We start from the raw sequence: 16,997 nt of genomic DNA on the forward strand, positions 1-16,997 counted from the left end.
CCGTGAGCGCCCCGCAGGAACTCCGGTCCGGCACCCAGCCGGACGCCGCACCCGGCCGTGCGCCGGGTAGCGCACCGCGCCGCCTGCGCACGGCGGGGATCACGATCCTGATCGTGGCGGTCCTGGCCGTCATCGCTGCCTACGCGAGCCGCGGCGCGGACGATCCGCGGATCGCGAATCCCGCGGTCAGCGGCGCGCCCCGCCCGGTGCCGCCGCTGTTCGGCTGGAATCACTGGATCACGGTGCACGAGATCGGGACCGTGGTGATGATGGTGGTGCTGGTCACCGTGGTCGTCGTGGGCTGGCGTCGCTATCCGGCTCATCCGGTGCTGTTGATGACGCTGGTGACCACCGCGATCGTGTGGCAGGACCCGATCATGAACTGGGCGCCCTACGCCGCCTACAACCCGCAGCTGTGGCACTGGCCGGTGCACTGGCCGCTGGTGTCGCTGTCGCCGACGGTCGAGCCGTTCATCGTGATCGGTTATGCCACTTTCTATCTCGGCCCCTACTTTCCCGCGATCCGGGTGCTGCGCCGGCTACAGGCCCGTCGTCCGCACGATTCGTTCGTCTCGCGGCATCCGCTGTGGAGTCTGGCCGGGCTGACCCTGGTGATCGGGTTCGTCTTCGACGCGATTCTGGAATGCATCCTGGTGCGCAGCCAGCTGTACATCTACACGCAGGTGATCCCGTTCGGCTCGCTGTTCACCGGCAAGCCCTACCAGTTCCCGTTGATCTGGGAATCGGCGCTGGTCACGGTCGTGATGATCCCGGCGGCAGTGCTGCTGTACCGCGACGACACCGGACGCACGGTCGCCGAACGGCTCTCGCACCGGGCCCGGATCTTCCGGAACCATCCCGCCCTGGGCGCGTTCACGGTGATGTTCATCCTGATCAATATCGCCTACTTCTGTTACGGCGGCGGATTCGCCATCATCCGCGACAGCCGCGCGGCCACCTCGGTCGCCTGCCCGTGGCCGTTCCCGGAGGCGAAAGTCTATGACCCGCAGGGGTTCTACGAAAAGAACGGGCAGGCCGGGCCGTACTCGGCCGGGATCTGGTCGCGGTGGGAGAATGCGCAGTCGGGACGCCCCGCGACAGCGATGCCCGCCGATGGCGGACGGTGCGGGGGCAGGACGTGAGTGCCGGTGAAATCGACGGTGGTCCAGCAAGGTTCGGTCTGCTTGCCTCGGGAATAGCGGGACGGGCACTTCGGGTCGCTCCGGCCGCGCCGGACGAATCGCCGTGGACCGACGGCCGCGTGGTGTTCGTCGACGCCGAAGCTCCCGCACTCGACCAGATCGTCGAACTCACGGTGCAGGCGTCGATGATCGGCGCGGGCAGCTTCGAATCCGAGCTCCTCCGGCGGCTCGCCCGCCGATCACCCGCCGTACTCGATCGGTATCTGATGCTGGAGGGCCATCGCGCGCTGGCCGCCAACGGCGATTTGCTGCCTGTCGCCGCGAGCGCATTGGTCGACCAGAACATTGCTGAGCTGTCCGGTTGTGCCGCAACATCATTGGTGATCGCATCAGGAAAGCGCGCGCTGGGTGATCCGCCGCCGGAGTTCGGGACGATCCACCCGAAGCGTCTGCTGACCACGCAGGAGAAGTTCGCCGAACAGGGCGCGCCGGACACCCGTCCGCCCGACTCGGCCGATGCCGAGGACGATTCGCCGGACGAACTGGACGACGATGATTCCGGCGGTAAGCTCCCCGCCCTGTTCAGCAACGTCGTCGGGGGACAGGGGCTGCCGGCCCGGCTGTTCCGGCGCATGCTGAGCCTCGGCCGGGAGTCCGAGGGCGGCATCACCGCTGGCGGTGTGCCGAGATCGGCTCGGGCACTGGTGAAACCGGGGCGCATCGACACCGGAGGCACGGGCACCGCGGCCGCAGCGGATGCCGTGGCCGAACTCCGGCGCGAGGGCCTGTCCTATCCGGAATGGGACGTCCACCGCCGCCGATACCGGCCCGGCTGGTGCACGGTGGCCGAATCCGATCCTCGGGCAGGGGATCACGCGATCCCGATCGCACCCGTGAGCAACGCCCTGATGCGCGCGCTGGCCCGGCTGCGCTCGAGTCTCGACCACAAGCATCGCCGGATGCAGGGCGACGACATCGATGTGGACGCGGTGGTGGACGAACGTGTACAGCTACTCTCCGGAGCTTCGACTGACGGTGCCGTGTACATCGAAAGTGTCAGGTGCACACCGGATCTGGCGGTCGTCGTACTGCTCGACATCTCGGGTTCGGCCGCATTGCCGAGCGTTTCCGGCGGAACCGTGCACGACCAGCAGCGCACCGCGGCCCTCATGCTGACCTCGGCGCTGCACGCACTGGGCAATCGGGTGGCGCTCTACGGGTTCTACTCTCAGGGACGGGCCGCGGTCCGGGCGTTGCGGGTCAAGCGATTCGACGATCGACTGGACGCCGCGGCGCTGCGCAGGCTCGCCGCACTCGAGCCCGCGGCCTACACCCGGATGGGTGCGGCCGTGCGGTACGGCACGACGATCGCGAGCGAATATCGCTGCGCCGCAAGAACACTGCTCGTCGTGCTGTCCGATGGATTCGCCTACGACCACGGCTACGAAGGTGTCTACGCCGAGGCCGACGCCCGGCGTGCGCTGTCCGAGGCTCGTCGCCAGGGCATCGGATGTGTCTGTCTGAGCGTCGGCGCGGAGACCGGGATCGACGCGTTGCGCAGGGTTTTCGGCACCGCCGCCTACGCCGCCGTCGCCTCACCCCAGGAGGTGTCCCAGGTGGCCGCGCCGTTGTTCCGGGACGCGTTGCGTTCCGCCGACCTGCGCCGCCGAATGATGCGAGCGCGAGCCTCCTGAGGATCCGATAGCTCTGTCGCGCAAGCGAATCCCGGAAGATCACGGAGAAAGGCCAGGACGATATGGAGAATTCCGTTCGCCCCTACTACGTGCCGGTCGGCAACGAGGAACGGGTGTTCCTCGCGGCGTTCGGACAGGGGCTGCCGATCATGCTCAAGGGGCCGACCGGCTGCGGCAAGACCAGATTCGTGGAGGCGATGGCGCATCAGGCCGGGCGGCCACTGATCACCGTGGCCTGCCACGACGACCTGTCCACCGCGGATCTGGTCGGTCGATATCTGTTGCAGGGCGGGGAGACTCGCTGGGTGGACGGTCCGCTGACCCGCGCTGTGCGCGAGGGCGCGATCTGCTATCTCGACGAGGTGGTCGAGGCCCGTCAGGACACCACGGTGGTACTGCATCCGCTGGCCGACCATCGTCGTCAGCTGCCCATCGACCGGCTCGGGACGACCCTGGACGCTGCCGAGGGCTTCTGCCTGGTGGTTTCCTACAACCCCGGGTATCAGAGCGTCCTGAAAGATCTCAAGGATTCCACCCGGCAGCGCATGATCGCCATCGAACTGGGTTATCCGCCAGCGGAAATCGAGGAGAAGATCATCGCCGTCGAAGCCTGCGCCGATCAGCGCGCGGCCGCGCAGCTGGTGCGGATCGGTCGTGCCGTGCGGCAGGCCGACGCCCCCGGCCTGCGCGAGGTGGCCTCCACCCGGGTGCTGATCAGCGCGGCCAAGTTGATCGCCCAGGGGCTCGCGCCCAGGGAGGCCGCACTCGCCGCCATCGCCGGGCCGCTCACGGACGATCCGCTGGTCGCCGCGAACCTCGCCGCGGTGATCGACGCATACGTGCAGGAATGAACGACCCCGAGAGAATGCAGAAATGCATGTCCGACACGGCGGCAATGGATTTCGAATCACGCATGCTCATCGACGGCCGCCTCACCGACGGCGAGGCCGGTCGTTTCCCCGTCGTGAACCCGGCGACCGAGCAGGTACTGGGCGAGGTGGCCGATGCGTCCGCGGCCGATATGCATCGGGCGATCGCGGCCGCGCGGCGAGCGTTCGACCGGACCGCGTGGGCCACCGACCGCGCACTGCGACGACGCTGCCTCGAACAACTCCAGGCTGCGCTGGAAGAAGATCGAGAAGCGTTGCGGGAGGAGCTGATCGCCGAGGCGGGCTGTCCCCGGGCGATCACCTTCGGCCCGCAGCTCGACGCTCCGCTGGCCGACGCGGTGAAGGTACCGGCCGAGCTGATCGAGAAATACTCGTGGGAGACCGATCTCGGCGATATGCACGTGCCGGTGACCGGCCGCGAGACCAGGCGTGTGGTGTGGCGTGAACCGGTCGGTGTGGTCGGCGCGATCGTGCCGTGGAACTTCCCGTTCGAGGTCAGCATTCACAAGCTCGCGCAGGCCCTGGCCGCGGGCAACACCGTGGTCCTCAAACCCGCGCCCGACACCCCGTTCAACGCGACCCGGATCGGGCGCTTGATCGCCGAACGCACGGATTTCCCACCGGGCGTGGTCAATATCGTCACCGCCTCGGATCACCTGGTGGGGGAGGAGCTCACGCTCTCGCCGCAAGTCGATCTGATCTCGTTCACCGGTTCCACGGCGGTGGGGCAGCGCATCATGGAAAAGGGTGCGGCGACCATGAAACGCCTGTTCCTCGAACTGGGCGGGAAATCGGCGAGCATCGTGCTGGACGATGCGGACTTCGGGCAAGCCCTGCTGCTCGGGCTCGCGCCCTGCCTGCACGCCGGGCAGGGCTGCGCCAACCCGACCCGGCTGCTGCTGCCGCGTGCCCGATACGCCGAGGGTGTGGAATTCCTGGAGGCGATGTACCGGGGTATCGAACCGGGCGATCCGCAGGATCCGGCGACGCTGTGCGGGCCGGTCATCTCCGCGCGCCAGCGCGATCGGATTCGCGGATATATCGACAAGGGCGTCGTGGAAGGGGCTCGGCTGGTCGTCGGCGGCAATGCCGCGCCCGTCCCGTCCGACCGCGGATTCTGGGTTCGGCCAACACTTTTCGCCGATGTCGACAACAGTATGACGATCGCCCAGGAGGAGATCTTCGGCCCGGTGCTCGCGGTCATCGCATTCGACGACGATGACGACGCGATCCGCATAGCCAACGACAGCCGATACGGCCTGGCGGGCAACGTGATGTCCGCATCCTTCGACCGCTCCATCGCCGTGGCCCGGCGGCTGCGCGCCGGATTCATCGGCGTGAACGGCGGTGTCGCCTACGGCGCCGACGTGCCGTTCGGCGGATACAAGTTCAGCGGCGTCGGCCGCCAGAACGGCGTGGCCGGATTCGACCAGTACACCGAGATCAAGTCGGTCGGATATCCCGTCGACCGACCAGGAAAGGAATCGACATGGGGCGTGTGACAGGCAAGGTCGCCTTCATCACCGGAGCAGCACGAGGGCAGGGCCGCAGTCATGCGGTGACCCTGGCCGGGGAGGGCGCGGACATCATCGCCGTGGATCTGTGCCGTGACGTGGACACACTCAAATATTCACTGGCGCGTCGGGAGGATCTGGACGAGACCGCCGAGCTGGTTCGCAAGGCGGGCGGCAAGATCCTGGCCATCGAGGCCGATGTGCGGGACGCCGAGCAGATGCGCGCCGCGGTCCGCGACGGGCTGGCCGAATTCGGCAAGATCGACGTCGTGGTCGCCCAGGCCGGTATCGCCGGAATGCAGGGCGATCCGAAGGATCAGGCGTGGATCGATGTGATCAACACCAATCTGATCGGCACCATCAACGCGATCCAGGCCGCGCTGCCGCATCTGCCGGAGGGTGCGTCGGTCATCGCGACCGGTTCGACCGCCGGGCTCATGCAGACCAAGGCGCTGGACAATCCGGGCAGCGATCCCGGCGGCATCGCCTATCCGCTGTCGAAACGGCTGCTGTCCACCTACGTTCACGAATTCGCGGCGCAGTTCGCCCACCGCAAGATCCGCGCCAACGTCATCCATCCGACCAACTGCAACACCCCGATGCTGCACAGTGAGCCGATGTACCAGGCGTTCCGCCCGGACCTGCCGAATCCCACCCGCGAGGATGCCGAGGTGGCCTTCCCCGTGCAGCAGATCATGCCGGTGCCGTATGTCGAACCCGAGGACATCAGCGAAATGGTGCTGTTCCTCGCCTCGGATGCCTCCCGGTACGTCACCGGCATGCAGATGCGCGTGGACGCCGGAGGGTATCTGCGCTGGTACGACTATCACGTCTGAAAAGCGCGCTGTACCGAGCTCTCCGGTGAACATATCGCCGGAGAGCTTCGGCGTGTGCGGCAAGGACGGTGAATTAGCTTGCTACTGAAGAGGATTCACGCCGAGACGCGCACAGATCCCGAAGACCTCTTCGAAGATCGACCCCGGCACCGTGAACGGCTCGGTCGCGGAGATCTCCGGTAGGTGTGCGGCGATGTCGTCGGCGGTGGGCCGCGTCCCGGGCTCGGCCAGCCAGCCTTCGCCGAGGCCGACGAACACCCGGGCGAACCGCCCGGCGCAGGCGGAGTAGTTCCGATGGGTCCACTCACAGTCGCGGCTGGCCAGGAAGACCACCATCGGCACGACCAGCTCCGGGTCGATGACCTTCAGAAATCCCAAGTCTTCCAACGCCTTCGGATCTCCGACGGTCTCGGTGACCATGCGGGAGAAACCGAAGGGCAGCACGGTATTGGACGTGATGCCGTGCGGTTCGCCCTCGATGGAGATGACATTGGACAGGCCCACCAGACCGGCTTTGGCTGCGGCGTAATGCGATTCCATCGGCTGTCCGAACATGCCGCCCGAGGAGGAGATGAACACGAAGCGGCCGTACCGCTGCTGTTTCATCACCGGATAGGCCGCATGGGCGAGGTAGAAGCCGCCGTCGAGGTGGACCTCGAGCATGCGACGCCAATCGGCGGGCGTCATATCCTCGAAGGCGATGCTGTTGAAGATTCCGGCGTTGCTGATCACGGCGTCCAGGCGGCCGAAGGTGTCCACCGCCGCGCGCACGATGGCGGCCCCGCCCTCCGGGCTGGTCACCGACTCGTAGGAGGCCGCCGCACGGCCCCCGGCCTGCTCGATCTCCCGCACGACCTCGTCGGCCACGCCGGCGTCCGCGCCTTCGCCGCGCATACTGCCGCCCAGGTCGTTGACCACGACGGCCGCGCCCCGCGCCGCCAATTCCTGTGCATAGAGCCGCCCCAGTCCGCGGCCCGCTCCGGTCACGATGGCGACCTGGCCGGTGAAGTCGATCATCTGCGTCCCACCTCGTCGTGCGTGCCTCGGACCATCACGCTACAGCGGAACGAATATTTGGTCAACGCGTCGGGGGCTGTCGCCGGGCGGTGCGTGCTACCCGATTGCCTGCTCTTGTCTCCGCCGGGATGCCGCCCCGCCTGCGGAAATGCAATTCTCAACTATCGCGAATGTCATTGTACTTCGGGTCCTGATCCGTTATCGTTACCTGACGTGGCCGAAGGGCGGCTGCGGGGCGGTGTCACAGAGTCTCACGTGCCACCACCGGGCGTCGGCGCTACGCCGCGTCCCACGGCAAGGCGAAAGCCTTTCTACAGCAAGCGATGTTGATGTCGACCAAAGCTGTATCCGCCAGCAGCGCCGAGCGAGCGGTGTCCGGCGCCTTCTGCGAACTGATCGAAAGTCTGCGGTGCGGGCACGGCATCTCCGCCGCAGTCCGGCGTCTGGAGGCCGCTGCCACCGGTTGGGCGGCCACCGGGGTAACCTTGCGCGCGTTCAATGCCGAACTGCAGGCCTGTCTGACCGAGGCCATCCGCACGGTCGTGCGTTCGGCCGCACTCACCGGCGACGCCGAATCCGTGGTGGAGATCGTCATCTCCGCGACCGCGCTGGTCGCGGACGTGCATCACCGGATCTGGTGTGACGGTCGGCTGGGGGAGATTCAATCGCTCGCCGCGGCGCTGCTGTCCGGTGAGAGTCCGCTGCGGCTGTCCCGGGAGAGCGGGATCGCCGTCGCCGAATCCTATTGGGTGGTAGCCCTGTCGGTGCCGCCCGGCGCCGCGCCGGCCGCCGAACCGGTGCTGCGGCGGATCCGGATCGAGTTGACCGAGCGCTACGGCGATCGGGTGCTGCCCCGCCTGTCCGCGGCCGGTGGCACGATCCTGGTCCCGGCCGCCGACGCCGAGGACGCCCCGGCCTCGCTGGTCTCCGAATTGTCCGCGGCGGCACAGGTTCCGGTCACGGCCGCGGGTGTGTGGGCTACGCGGGACGATATCCCCGCCGCGGCGCGGCAGGCGCACGAACTGCTCGAACTCGCGCTGGTCTTCGGCCGCACCGGCCGCTGGCACACCTTCGTCGACCTGGCCCTGGAATATCAGCTCACCCGGCCCGGCAGCAGCCGGGAACACCTTGCCGCACTGCTGGATCCGCTGGTCGGCCACGCACATCTCGACGAGACGTTGCGGCTGCATCTGCGCGGCGACCTCTCGCGCCGCCGCATCTCCCAGATGCTGAACATCCACACCAACACCCTCGACTACCGGCTCAAGCGAATCGGTCGGCTCACCGGTGTGGATCCGTTCAGCCCGGACGGTCAGTGGTATCTGCGCGCCGCGCTCGTCGCGCGCACGGCGTTGTCGAAGTCGATTGCCGCACAGCAGCGCTCGGAATCGGCCGGGGATCACTCCGAGCGTGCGACGACACCGCGAAGTGTGGTGTCGCGCAGATGAATCAGCGAGGCGCGGGTGCCGATCTCGGCCAGGATGTTCTCGGGAATCCAGGCCACGCCGATCATGCAGCGCGCCAGCATCTCGTCGGAGGGGCTCTCGATCGCGATCTCGCCGGATCGAATTCCCTTGGCCAGCAGCGCTTTCATCTGCCGGACGCGTTTGGTGAAGAGCCAGCCCGGATTCGGGGTGTCCGGCGGGGACTGCCGCATCCAGGCCAGCTGGATGCGGAACTCGTCGCCGAACCGGTCGAGCATATTGGTGTTGATCCAGCTCAGCGCGTCGAGCTTCTCGATGGGGGAGGATTCCGAACGCAATACGTCGGTCCAGCCGACCGCGACCTTCTCACCGAACGACCGCATGATCGAGGCGAGCAACTCCTCCTTCGAGCCGATCACCCGGTACACCGACCCGGTGCCGAGCCCGGCCGCGGCGGCGATATCGCGAATGGTCGTGCTCTCATAGCCCCGGCGGCCGAATTCGGCCCGTGCGACCGCGCGGATGTGCGCGGCCTTGGAGTCGTCCTGCGGCTCATCCGACCAGGTCCGCACGACCGCGTCGGCGGCCAGGAACGCCGGGGAGGCATCGAGTTCGGCGTCGGTGTGGCTCGCGGCCGCGACGCCCTCCAGCAGGATCCGGCAGAACAGCCGGGCCACCTGGTCCGCCGGTGCGTTGTGCCGGATGATGTCCAGTCCGACGTGCAGCATGGTCTGGGTGATCCGGTCGGCCAGCAGGTGCAGATCGATGTCGGCCCGCAGATAACCGGCCCACCGCGCGGCGCGCAGCGTCTGGAACATGGCCTCCAGAATCGCCGTCGGCCGCTGTCTGGTCAGCTCGATCAGGGTGGGGTTCGAACTCGGGCCCTCGTAGAACGACATCTGTAGTGCCGCACGATGATCCACCGCGCAGGTGGCGATCTGCGCGCCGAGGTCGCCGATGCGGTCGAACGGTGAGCGCGAGTCGGGCCGATCCAGCGTGTCCAGGGTGCGCTCGGCGACCTGATCCAATGCGGCGTGATAGCGCTGCAGCAACCCGACCAGGATCGCTTCCTTGGATTCGAAGTGGTGGTAGAGGCTGCCGGGCAGGATCCCGCAGGCATCGGCGATCTCCTGCAACGACGTGCGCAGACCCGAGGACGCGATCAACGACGCCGCGGTCTGGAGAATTTCGGTGCGGCGGGATCTGTCGTCCTCGGTACGGCCGTTGCGTGCCGCGGGGGCCTCGGGCGTCCCGTCCGCGTTGCGCTGTCCGCGGCTCACCTGACCACGCGCCACAACACCTCCACAACATCTCGGCCCCGGTCATCGGACGAGGGCGAGCCCGGCGGTCGAGAATACCAATTCTTTGATCCACGGTATCACCAGCTGTGGTCCCGTACCGGCCGGGGCATTCCGGCGGCCGGTACGGGTTTCGTGCCGAGGACGATAATTCCGGTCGTATCCGAATCAGGACGAGGTCGGCAGTTGCCGGGCCAGATCCATGACGGTAACCGTATCTGTGCCGGTCTTCTTGAGCCGCTCCGACGAACGGTAGCCCAGATCGACATCCGTCGCCTGCGCTCGTAGCGCTCCGACGGTTACCTCGGCCTTGGGCAGCTGTCCGAACATGTCGAACGAGTAGAGCCGCAACGCATTCTGATGGGTGATCTTGTCGATCTCGGCGTCCGGAACACCGTCGAGATGGATCGCCAGCGTCTCCGGGGCAACCGGCCAGGTGGAATCGGAATGCGGATAATCGCATTCCCAGTTGAGCATGTCGAGATTGAGTTTGTCGCGTGTCCGGATGCCGAATCCGTCATCGATGAAACACAGTGCGATGCGGTCCAGGAATACCTCGCTCGGCAGTTTGTCGCCGAAATTCTGATGGGTCCACGCGCGATGCATCCGATACACCCGGTCGATGCGCTCGAGGAAATACGGCACCCAGCCGATACCGCCCTCGGACAGCGCGAAGGTCAGGTCGGGGAATTTCTTGAGCATCGGCGACCAGATCAGATCCGCGGCGGCCTGGACGATACTCATGGGCTGCAGGGTGACCATCACGTCGACCGGCGCGTCGATCGAGGTGATGACCACGCTCGACGACGAGCCGATATGCAGATTCGCCACAGTGTTCGTATCGCTGCACGCCTTCCAGAACGGATCCCAGTGCGCATCGTGCAGTGACGGATAGTTCAGCTTGGTCGGATTCTCGGAGAAGGTGACCGCGTGGCAGCCCTTCGCGGCGACGCGCCGGACCTCCGCGGCCATCAGCTCCGGATCCCAGATCGGGGGCAGGGCCTGCGGAATCATCCGTCCCGGATAGGCGCCGCACCACTCGTCGATATGCCAGTCGTTGTAGGCGCGCAGGACGGCCAGCCCCAGATCCTTGTCCTTGGCCCGCGCGAAGTACTGCCCGCAGAACTGCGGATAGGACGGGAAATTCAGTGCGGCGGCGACCCCGTTGGCGTTCATATCCCGAATGCGCTCGTGAATGTCGTAGCAACCTTCGCGGATCTCGGCGAGTTTGGTGGGCTCGGCGCCGTATTCGTCCGGCGGGCGGCCTGCCACCGCGTTCAGGCCGACGTTGGTCGCCTCCTGCCCCTCGAACACCCAGGCGTCGGTGCCGTCCGCGCGCTGGACGAGTTTGGGCACGTCATCGGCGTACTTGGCGGGGATGTGGTTGTCGAACATGTCGGGTGGTTCGACGAGGTGATCGTCGACCGAGACGAGCACGAGGTCGTTCATATCCATGCTGCACTCCTGTTCGGGCTCTGGAGGTGGTCCCGTCGCGCGAAATCCGAGCACGACCCCGCTCGCGGACCGCCGCTGATCTGGACTGTAGTCCGGAACAGATATTTGGTCAACAGGGTATTGTGCTGTGCCGTAAGTGAATAGAATCCGGACAGCAGCAGATCCGGGCTAGGAGTGAGCACATGGCCGAGCCGCGAACCGTCGTCGTCACCGGAGCCTCACGGGGGCTCGGACTCGCCTCGGGGGCCCATCTGTACCACCGGGGCTGGCGGGTGGTCGCCGCCATGCGCTCGGTCGACGCGGGTCTGCAGCGTTTGCGGGAGCGGACCGGCGCTGCGCCGGGGGATGCCCGGCTGGTCGGCGTCGCGCTGGATCTGACCGAAACGTCCTCGATCGAGCGGGCCGCGACGCAGATCCTCGAGGTGACGGGCGCGCCGGATGCGCTGGTGCACAATGCCGGGATCTCCGCGGCCGGAATGGTCGAGGAGACGCCGATCGCGTTGTGGGAGAGGATGTTCGCGACCAACCTGTTCGGTCCGGTGGCGCTCACCAAGGCGCTGCTGCCCGCCATGCGCGGGGCCGGGCGCGGGCGCATCGTGCTCGTCTCCAGCGAGGCCGGTGTGCGCGGAATGCCCGCTACCGCACCGTATTCCGCGGTCAAGGGTGCGGTCGAGCGCTGGGGTGAGTCGATGGCCGGGGAGGTGGCGCCGTTCGGCATCGGGGTCACGGTGCTCATCGCGGGCACCTACGAGACCGACATCATCACCGATGCGGGCACCACGGACACTCGCGACCTCGACGGACCCTATGCCCGCCTGCATCGCACGATCGATCGACGCGGCCGCCTCCTGGTCGGGCGCGCGGCCCGTCCGCCGGAACGTTTCGTCGGCGGGCTGGCCGCGGCGCTGGAGGACACCAGCGCATACGCCCGTCACCCGGTCGGATCGGATGCGCGAATGCTGTTGCTGGCCAACGGAATCATTCCGACCCGGGTGATGCACCACATGACTCGGCTACTGCTGGGGATTCCGCGCCGGGGCAGCCTGCGGCCCGAATGAGGAGCGCTCAACCAAATATTTGATCCATCTCGATCGCCGGATGCCTGTCGCGGAGTGGGGGTTTCGATCAGGCTGAATACAACGGGCGGGTGGGGGTGGTCGATCGCCATACGATGGCCCGGCGTGCGGACGAACTGCACTCGTCGTCCGTGCTGCGTATCGAGAGGATTTGTTGTGAAGCCGAACCGTTTTCGGAAGTCTCGCCTCCGGGCCGTGGCCGTACTGGCCGCGGTCGCTGCCCTGGGCCTGCCGTTGACCGCCTGCGGGAAGGGCGATTCGGTGCATTCGGAGAACGGTGTCACCACTCTGCGATACCTGGGTTGGACCGATCAGGTGACCCTGCCCGAACTGGCCGAGGACCTGGGGTTCTTCGACGGCAAGGTCAAGCTCCAGTGGTCCGGCAATACGATCAGCGGGCCGCAGGAGATCCAGACCGCGGCCACCGGGCAGGTCGATTTCGGCGGTGCGTTCGCCGGCGCCGTCGCGAAGTTGATCACCGCCGGGGCGCCGATCACGGCGGTGATCAACTACTACGGGTCGGACCAGAAGTCGTTCCAGGGCTATTACGTGCCCGACGACAGTCCGATCCACAACGCCGCGGATCTGGTCGGGAAGAAGATCGGTGTGAATACGCTGGGCGGCCAGAACGAGGCCGACATCCACGACGCGCTCGCCAAGGCCGGTCTGAGTCAGGAACAGATCAAATCCGTGCAACTGGTGGCGTTGCCGCCGCCGAACATCGAGGATGCGGTCCGCAAGGGGCAGGTGGACGCCGCCTCGCTGAGCGGGCAGTTCCAGCAGCGCGCGCTCGCCGTCGGAGGCCTGCGCCCGGTCTTCACCGAACTCGACGAATACGGCGGCCCCATCAACGGCGGTCCGTACGTCTTCCGCAACGACGTCATCGCCAAGAATGCCGATGCGGTAAGGACTTTCACCACCGGCGTGGCCAAGGCGATCGAATGGGAGCGTGACACCCCACGCGAGCAGGTGGTCGCCCGAATGACCCGGATCATCGACGCGCGACACCGCCCGGGTGAGAACACCTCCACCCTGAAATACTGGCTCTCGGTGGGCGTTCCGTCGAAATACGGCGTCATCTCCGACCAGGACTTCACCCGCTGGGAGAGCTGGCTGCGCGACACCGGCGCCATCCACGACAAACTCGACCCGAGCAAGTTCTACACCAACAAGTTCAACACCCTGGCTCAGCATTCGTGAGGTCCTGCCCGGGGTAGGGCGCGAACGCGCCCAGACCGGGCCCGACCGATCGCATCGATGATCGGTCGGCACGGCCGATTCCTGGCATGCCGAAATCTCCGTACGGCAGACGAATTCGTCCCGGTCGATCCCGTGGCTCAGCCCGCCGAGCCGGTCGGCGGCCGGAGCGGGGGCAGGTTGGTGACCTCCGCTGACTTGTAGTGCGCATCGACCGCGTGGCCCGACACACTCTTGTTGTGGTTCGCACGGCTCGTAGCGCTCCCGCAGTACGCCGTCAGGGCCCTGTGCTCGTGCGGGCTCAGCGGTGCCAGACCCCGGCGCACCAGCAGGGCCGAGATGACGCCCGGGAAGGCGAGAAGCACTGCACCGACCGCTGCCGAATTCATCGGCGGCAGAAGCAATGTCGAATGCCACACGCCCACCTGCCCGACCAGGCTGCCGTCGGGTTCGAAGAAGATCATTCGCGCCGTCAGGGGGTACGCGGGGTCGGTGTAGTTCGTCGCGGCGGTCGGCGGCGGGTGGCGGGGGACGGTTCACCGAAGTCAAAGCATCTGCGACCCGGTCGATCTGGTCGTCTATGCGAGCCATCTGCGAGTGTTCGAGCAGGACGATGCTCGACGTCCCGAACGTATGTCGAGTACGGCGGGCGTAATCGACCTCGAGGGTCCATGTGCGCTGACGTGCGGCCCACTTCCGACGTCCCCACAAGTCGCCCTCCTCGGTCGCTGTCACACGCTCACACCACTCGAACGCAGCCAACATAACCGCCGATTGTCAACGCTACCTGGCAGTTAGCTGTGTCTTCCTTCGTCGACGCGTCCCAGGCTCGACCGGGCCCGGGGTGACGGTGTCGAGGGTGATCGCTTGGTCTGCAAGGTGGTTGGTCAGCTTAGTTCCGAGGAAGCGGCTTCGAAGCGGGTCATCGCATGCCCAATGTGACCGCGCGGCGCAGGTCGGCGGCGTATGCCTCGGGTTGTTCCCAGGCGGCGAAGTGGCCTCCGGACCGGTGCGTCACGTAGTCGTGCAGATTCACGAATGCCTCTGCGTAACTTCGCGGTTCGGGTTTGATGTCGTGCGGGAATATCGACAGGACGGTTGGGGTCTCGATGCGGTTGGGGAGGGGGAACGGTTCGGTGTAGGTGGCGAAGGAGGTGCCTATCGTTCCGGTGATCCAGTAGGCGCTGACCCAGGTGAGTAGTTCGTCCGGGGTGAAAGCCGTTCCGTCGGACCAGGATTGCAGTTTCTCGATGATCCAGGCCGCGAGTCCGGCGGGGGAGTCGCCCAGGGCGACGGCGAGCGTGTTCGGACGTGTCGACTGCTCGGCGATGTACCCGCCCTCGGTCCGGAACCATTGTGCTGCCCGGTCCAGGTAGGCCGCCGCATCGGGCGGGAGTTGCGTGCGGTCCGCCGTGAACGCGTGCTGCGGAGCGATATTCGTCAGGTGCAGGGCGCTGACCCGGTCCGGGTGCGCGGCGGCGAGCAGTTCCGCGACGGTGCCGCCGACATCGCCGCCGGACGCTGTGTATCGCGAATAACCCAGCGCCTCCATGGCATTCGCGATGATCTCGGCAATTCGACCGGCCGACATGCCGGGTGCGGTGAGCGGGGCGGCGAACGGGAATCCCGGCAGCGCGGGGATCACCACGTGCATCTCCGTGAGCAGGGGTAGGACGCGCTCGAACCGCAGGACCGAATCCGGCCAGCCGTGCAACAGTACGACGACCGGGGCATCGGGATCCGCGGATCGCCGGTGGATCATCCGCAGCTCGGTATCTCCTGCTTGCACTGTCGCCCAGGGGAATTCGCCGATGCGCCGCTCGTGAACGGCCCAGTCGTACCTGTTCGCCCAGTGGTCGAGCAGCTCGTCGAGGCGGGTGCCGTTGATTCCGCGCGTCTCGTCGTCGCTCCACGGGGTCGCGACCCGTCGGGTTCGCCGCAGTCTTCCCCGCATCTCGTCGTCCATGTGTATCAGCGTACACATGGATGTGTACACTGATACACATGACTTCCCGCAATGCGGCCGCCACCAGGCAGCGGATCCTGGAACATGCCCAACACCAGTTCGCCCGGCACGGGTACGCGGCGATCACGGTCAAAGGCGTGGCCGATGCGGCGGGTGTCTCGCCGAACCTCATCACTCGCTATTTCGGCGGGAAGGAAGGTCTTTTCCTGGAAGCGACCCGGGTGCAGATCCCGGTCGCGAACTCCTTCGACGGGGACCGCGCGACCCTGGGCGCACGTCTGGCGGCCAGCATCGTCCGGCGCTGGTTCGACACCCCCGGCCAGGATCCGCTGTTGGTCCTGCAGCGCGCCTCCGGCGAACGCCCGCAGGCAGCCGAGGCGCTGGCCGCCTTCCTCGACGCGAATTCCCTGGACCCGCTGTACCACTACCTCCGCGACACCGGCCTGGACGACGCCGATGCCCGCGACCGAGCCGCGGCGATCGACGCCTTCGTCCTCGGCGTCTCGACCCGCCGCCGAGTCCTGCGCTCCGAACTCGGCGACCCCGCCGACCTCGAGGCATGGCTGAGCGCGACCATCCAGCGTCTCGCCGACGGGTGACGCACTGGTGTAGACGGGATTTCGCGCCCCTGCTTCGGCGGGCCGGCGCAGCTCAGTAGTAGACCGCTCCCGGAACGCCGCCACCCGCCGCGATCGCGTCACCGGTGATGGCGACACTGCGGGGTGAGGCCAGGAAGGTCACCACGTCGGCGACCTCCTCGGCATCGATGATCCGCCGCAACGAGTTTCGCGCCTCCGCACGTTCCAGGTCGGCGAGCGGCTCGCCGGACTTCGCGGATGCGGCAGCCAGACGTTCGGTGAGTCGCTCGGTTCTGGTCAATCCCGGATGTACCACCGTGACGTTGATTCCGTGCGGTCCGAGTTCGTCGGCCAGGTTCTTGGTGAGCGCCGCGACGCTGACATTGCGGATCGTCTGCGCGATCGAATTGGCTTGTCGCGCACCGAGTCCGCTGATGTTGACGATCCGGCCCCAACCCTGCGCCACCAGATGTGGCGCGACCGCGCGCGCGGTGCGCAGATAACCGAGAACCTTGATCTCCACCTCGCGCCGGACGATGTCGTCATCGGTCCCCGCGAGATCGGTAGCGGCTCCCGGGCTCCACGGCGTCGCGGCCGAATTGACCAGGATGTCGACACCGCCGAGTTCGGCGACGGTGCGGTCCACCAGCCGACGTACCTGCTCGTCGTCGCCGGTGTCGGTGGGAACCGCGAGGATCCGCCGACCCGATTCCGCGGCCACTGCGCGCGCTGCCGCCGCGAGCGGTTCGGCGGAGCGCGCCGCGAGCACCACATCGACGCCCTCGGCCGCGAGGGCACGCGCCACGGCCAGTCCGATGCCCCGGCTCCCACCGGTCACGATCGCCCGTTTTCCGTTCAGGTTCAGATCCATCCGGCCGACGCTAACACCGACTGCGAACGTCGGTGACCT

General features: G+C 67.0%; 15 protein-coding genes. 9 read left to right on the plus strand and 6 right to left on the minus strand.

Features of this window, described 5'->3' with window-relative positions:
- Window positions 1-2: 2 nt before the first annotated feature.
- The 5 genes from ON40_RS07850 to ON40_RS07870 all read left to right on the plus strand — a co-directional run bounded on the left by ON40_RS07850 (window position 3) and on the right by ON40_RS07870 (window position 6,076).
- Window positions 3-1,142, plus strand: a complete 1,140-nt coding sequence (locus ON40_RS07850) for a spirocyclase AveC family protein (protein WP_051192818.1) — start codon at window positions 3-5, stop codon at window positions 1,140-1,142.
- Window positions 1,139-2,836 (plus strand): nitric oxide reductase activation protein NorD, encoded by a 1,698-nt coding sequence (locus ON40_RS07855; RefSeq protein WP_245567709.1) that lies wholly within the window; start codon window positions 1,139-1,141, stop codon window positions 2,834-2,836. The genes ON40_RS07850 and ON40_RS07855 overlap by 4 nt, the downstream gene beginning before the upstream one ends.
- 62 nt (window positions 2,837-2,898) lie before the next feature.
- Window positions 2,899-3,687 (plus strand): CbbQ/NirQ/NorQ/GpvN family protein, encoded by a 789-nt coding sequence (locus ON40_RS07860; protein WP_040820061.1) that lies wholly within the window; start codon window positions 2,899-2,901, stop codon window positions 3,685-3,687.
- 62 nt (window positions 3,688-3,749) lie between these two features.
- Complete coding sequence (locus ON40_RS07865; RefSeq protein WP_373281870.1) at window positions 3,750-5,228, plus strand: aldehyde dehydrogenase family protein; 1,479 nt, start codon at window positions 3,750-3,752, stop codon at window positions 5,226-5,228.
- Complete coding sequence (locus tag ON40_RS07870) at window positions 5,216-6,076, plus strand: mycofactocin-coupled SDR family oxidoreductase (protein ID WP_040820064.1); 861 nt, start codon at window positions 5,216-5,218, stop codon at window positions 6,074-6,076. The genes ON40_RS07865 and ON40_RS07870 overlap by 13 nt, the downstream gene beginning before the upstream one ends.
- An 81-nt stretch (window positions 6,077-6,157) precedes the next feature.
- Here ON40_RS07870 and ON40_RS07875 read toward each other — a convergent pair whose 3' ends face one another.
- Window positions 6,158-7,093, minus strand: a complete 936-nt coding sequence (locus ON40_RS07875) for an SDR family NAD(P)-dependent oxidoreductase (RefSeq protein WP_040820067.1) — start codon at window positions 7,091-7,093, stop codon at window positions 6,158-6,160.
- 329 nt (window positions 7,094-7,422) lie between these two features.
- Between ON40_RS07875 and ON40_RS07880 the strand changes: the two genes are divergently transcribed.
- A complete protein-coding gene (locus ON40_RS07880; RefSeq protein ID WP_157186229.1) occupies window positions 7,423-8,541 on the plus strand; it encodes a PucR family transcriptional regulator in 1,119 nt (372 codons plus the stop codon).
- Here the strand turns inward: ON40_RS07880 and ON40_RS07885 are convergent.
- Both ON40_RS07885 and ON40_RS07890 read right to left on the minus strand, forming a co-directional pair.
- A complete protein-coding gene (locus ON40_RS07885; RefSeq protein ID WP_040820187.1) occupies window positions 8,493-9,797 on the minus strand; it encodes a TetR/AcrR family transcriptional regulator in 1,305 nt (434 codons plus the stop codon). The genes ON40_RS07880 and ON40_RS07885 overlap by 49 nt on opposite strands.
- 186 nt (window positions 9,798-9,983) lie before the next feature.
- Window positions 9,984-11,270: an amidohydrolase family protein gene (locus ON40_RS07890; protein ID WP_040820070.1), complete on the minus strand. Its 1,287-nt coding sequence runs from the start codon at window positions 11,268-11,270 to the stop codon at window positions 9,984-9,986.
- 182 nt (window positions 11,271-11,452) lie between these two features.
- Between ON40_RS07890 and ON40_RS07895 the strand changes: the two genes are divergently transcribed.
- Together ON40_RS07895 and ON40_RS07900 are read left to right on the plus strand one after the other, a co-directional pair.
- Window positions 11,453-12,328: an SDR family oxidoreductase gene (locus tag ON40_RS07895; RefSeq protein WP_040820072.1), complete on the plus strand. Its 876-nt coding sequence runs from the start codon at window positions 11,453-11,455 to the stop codon at window positions 12,326-12,328.
- A gap of 213 nt (window positions 12,329-12,541) precedes the next feature.
- Window positions 12,542-13,546 (plus strand): ABC transporter substrate-binding protein, encoded by a 1,005-nt coding sequence (locus ON40_RS07900; protein WP_085997667.1) that lies wholly within the window; start codon window positions 12,542-12,544, stop codon window positions 13,544-13,546.
- Between the two features lie 137 nt (window positions 13,547-13,683).
- Here the strand turns inward: ON40_RS07900 and ON40_RS07905 are convergent, their stop codons facing one another.
- Together ON40_RS07905 and ON40_RS07910 are read right to left on the minus strand one after the other, a co-directional pair.
- Window positions 13,684-14,007: a hypothetical protein gene (locus tag ON40_RS07905; RefSeq protein ID WP_040820076.1), complete on the minus strand. Its 324-nt coding sequence runs from the start codon at window positions 14,005-14,007 to the stop codon at window positions 13,684-13,686.
- 458 nt (window positions 14,008-14,465) lie between these two features.
- Window positions 14,466-15,509 (minus strand): epoxide hydrolase family protein, encoded by a 1,044-nt coding sequence (locus ON40_RS07910; protein ID WP_040820077.1) that lies wholly within the window; start codon window positions 15,507-15,509, stop codon window positions 14,466-14,468.
- 38 nt (window positions 15,510-15,547) lie between these two features.
- Between ON40_RS07910 and ON40_RS07915 the strand changes: the two genes are divergently transcribed.
- Window positions 15,548-16,108 (plus strand): TetR/AcrR family transcriptional regulator, encoded by a 561-nt coding sequence (locus tag ON40_RS07915; RefSeq protein ID WP_040820079.1) that lies wholly within the window; start codon window positions 15,548-15,550, stop codon window positions 16,106-16,108.
- Between the two features lie 52 nt (window positions 16,109-16,160).
- On the opposite strand, the gene ON40_RS07920 is transcribed toward ON40_RS07915, so the two are convergent.
- Window positions 16,161-16,958 (minus strand): SDR family NAD(P)-dependent oxidoreductase, encoded by a 798-nt coding sequence (locus tag ON40_RS07920; RefSeq protein WP_040820082.1) that lies wholly within the window; start codon window positions 16,956-16,958, stop codon window positions 16,161-16,163.
- Window positions 16,959-16,997: the final 39 nt, after the last annotated feature.

The sequence above is a fragment of the Nocardia jiangxiensis NBRC 101359 genome (genome assembly GCF_000308615.1).
GTDB classification, from domain to species: Bacteria; Actinomycetota; Actinomycetes; order Mycobacteriales; family Mycobacteriaceae; genus Nocardia; species Nocardia jiangxiensis.

Coding starts and splice junctions, on each gene's coding strand:
- ON40_RS07860 (WP_040820061.1), top strand. CDS start 2,899: ATGGAGAATTCCGTTCGCCCCTACTACGTGCCGGTCGGCAACGAGGAA.
- ON40_RS07865 (WP_373281870.1), top strand. CDS start 3,750: ATGCTCATCGACGGCCGCCTCACCGACGGCGAGGCCGGTCGTTTCCCC.
- ON40_RS07870 (WP_040820064.1), top strand. CDS start 5,216: ATGGGGCGTGTGACAGGCAAGGTCGCCTTCATCACCGGAGCAGCACGA.
- ON40_RS07875 (WP_040820067.1), bottom strand. CDS start 7,093: ATGATCGACTTCACCGGCCAGGTCGCCATCGTGACCGGAGCGGGCCGC.
- ON40_RS07880 (WP_157186229.1), top strand. CDS start 7,423: ATGTCGACCAAAGCTGTATCCGCCAGCAGCGCCGAGCGAGCGGTGTCC.
- ON40_RS07890 (WP_040820070.1), bottom strand. CDS start 11,270: ATGGATATGAACGACCTCGTGCTCGTCTCGGTCGACGATCACCTCGTC.
- ON40_RS07895 (WP_040820072.1), top strand. CDS start 11,453: ATGGCCGAGCCGCGAACCGTCGTCGTCACCGGAGCCTCACGGGGGCTC.
- ON40_RS07905 (WP_040820076.1), bottom strand. CDS start 14,007: ATGATCTTCTTCGAACCCGACGGCAGCCTGGTCGGGCAGGTGGGCGTG.
- ON40_RS07910 (WP_040820077.1), bottom strand. CDS start 15,509: ATGGACGACGAGATGCGGGGAAGACTGCGGCGAACCCGACGGGTCGCG.
- ON40_RS07915 (WP_040820079.1), top strand. CDS start 15,548: ATGACTTCCCGCAATGCGGCCGCCACCAGGCAGCGGATCCTGGAACAT.
- ON40_RS07920 (WP_040820082.1), bottom strand. CDS start 16,958: ATGGATCTGAACCTGAACGGAAAACGGGCGATCGTGACCGGTGGGAGC.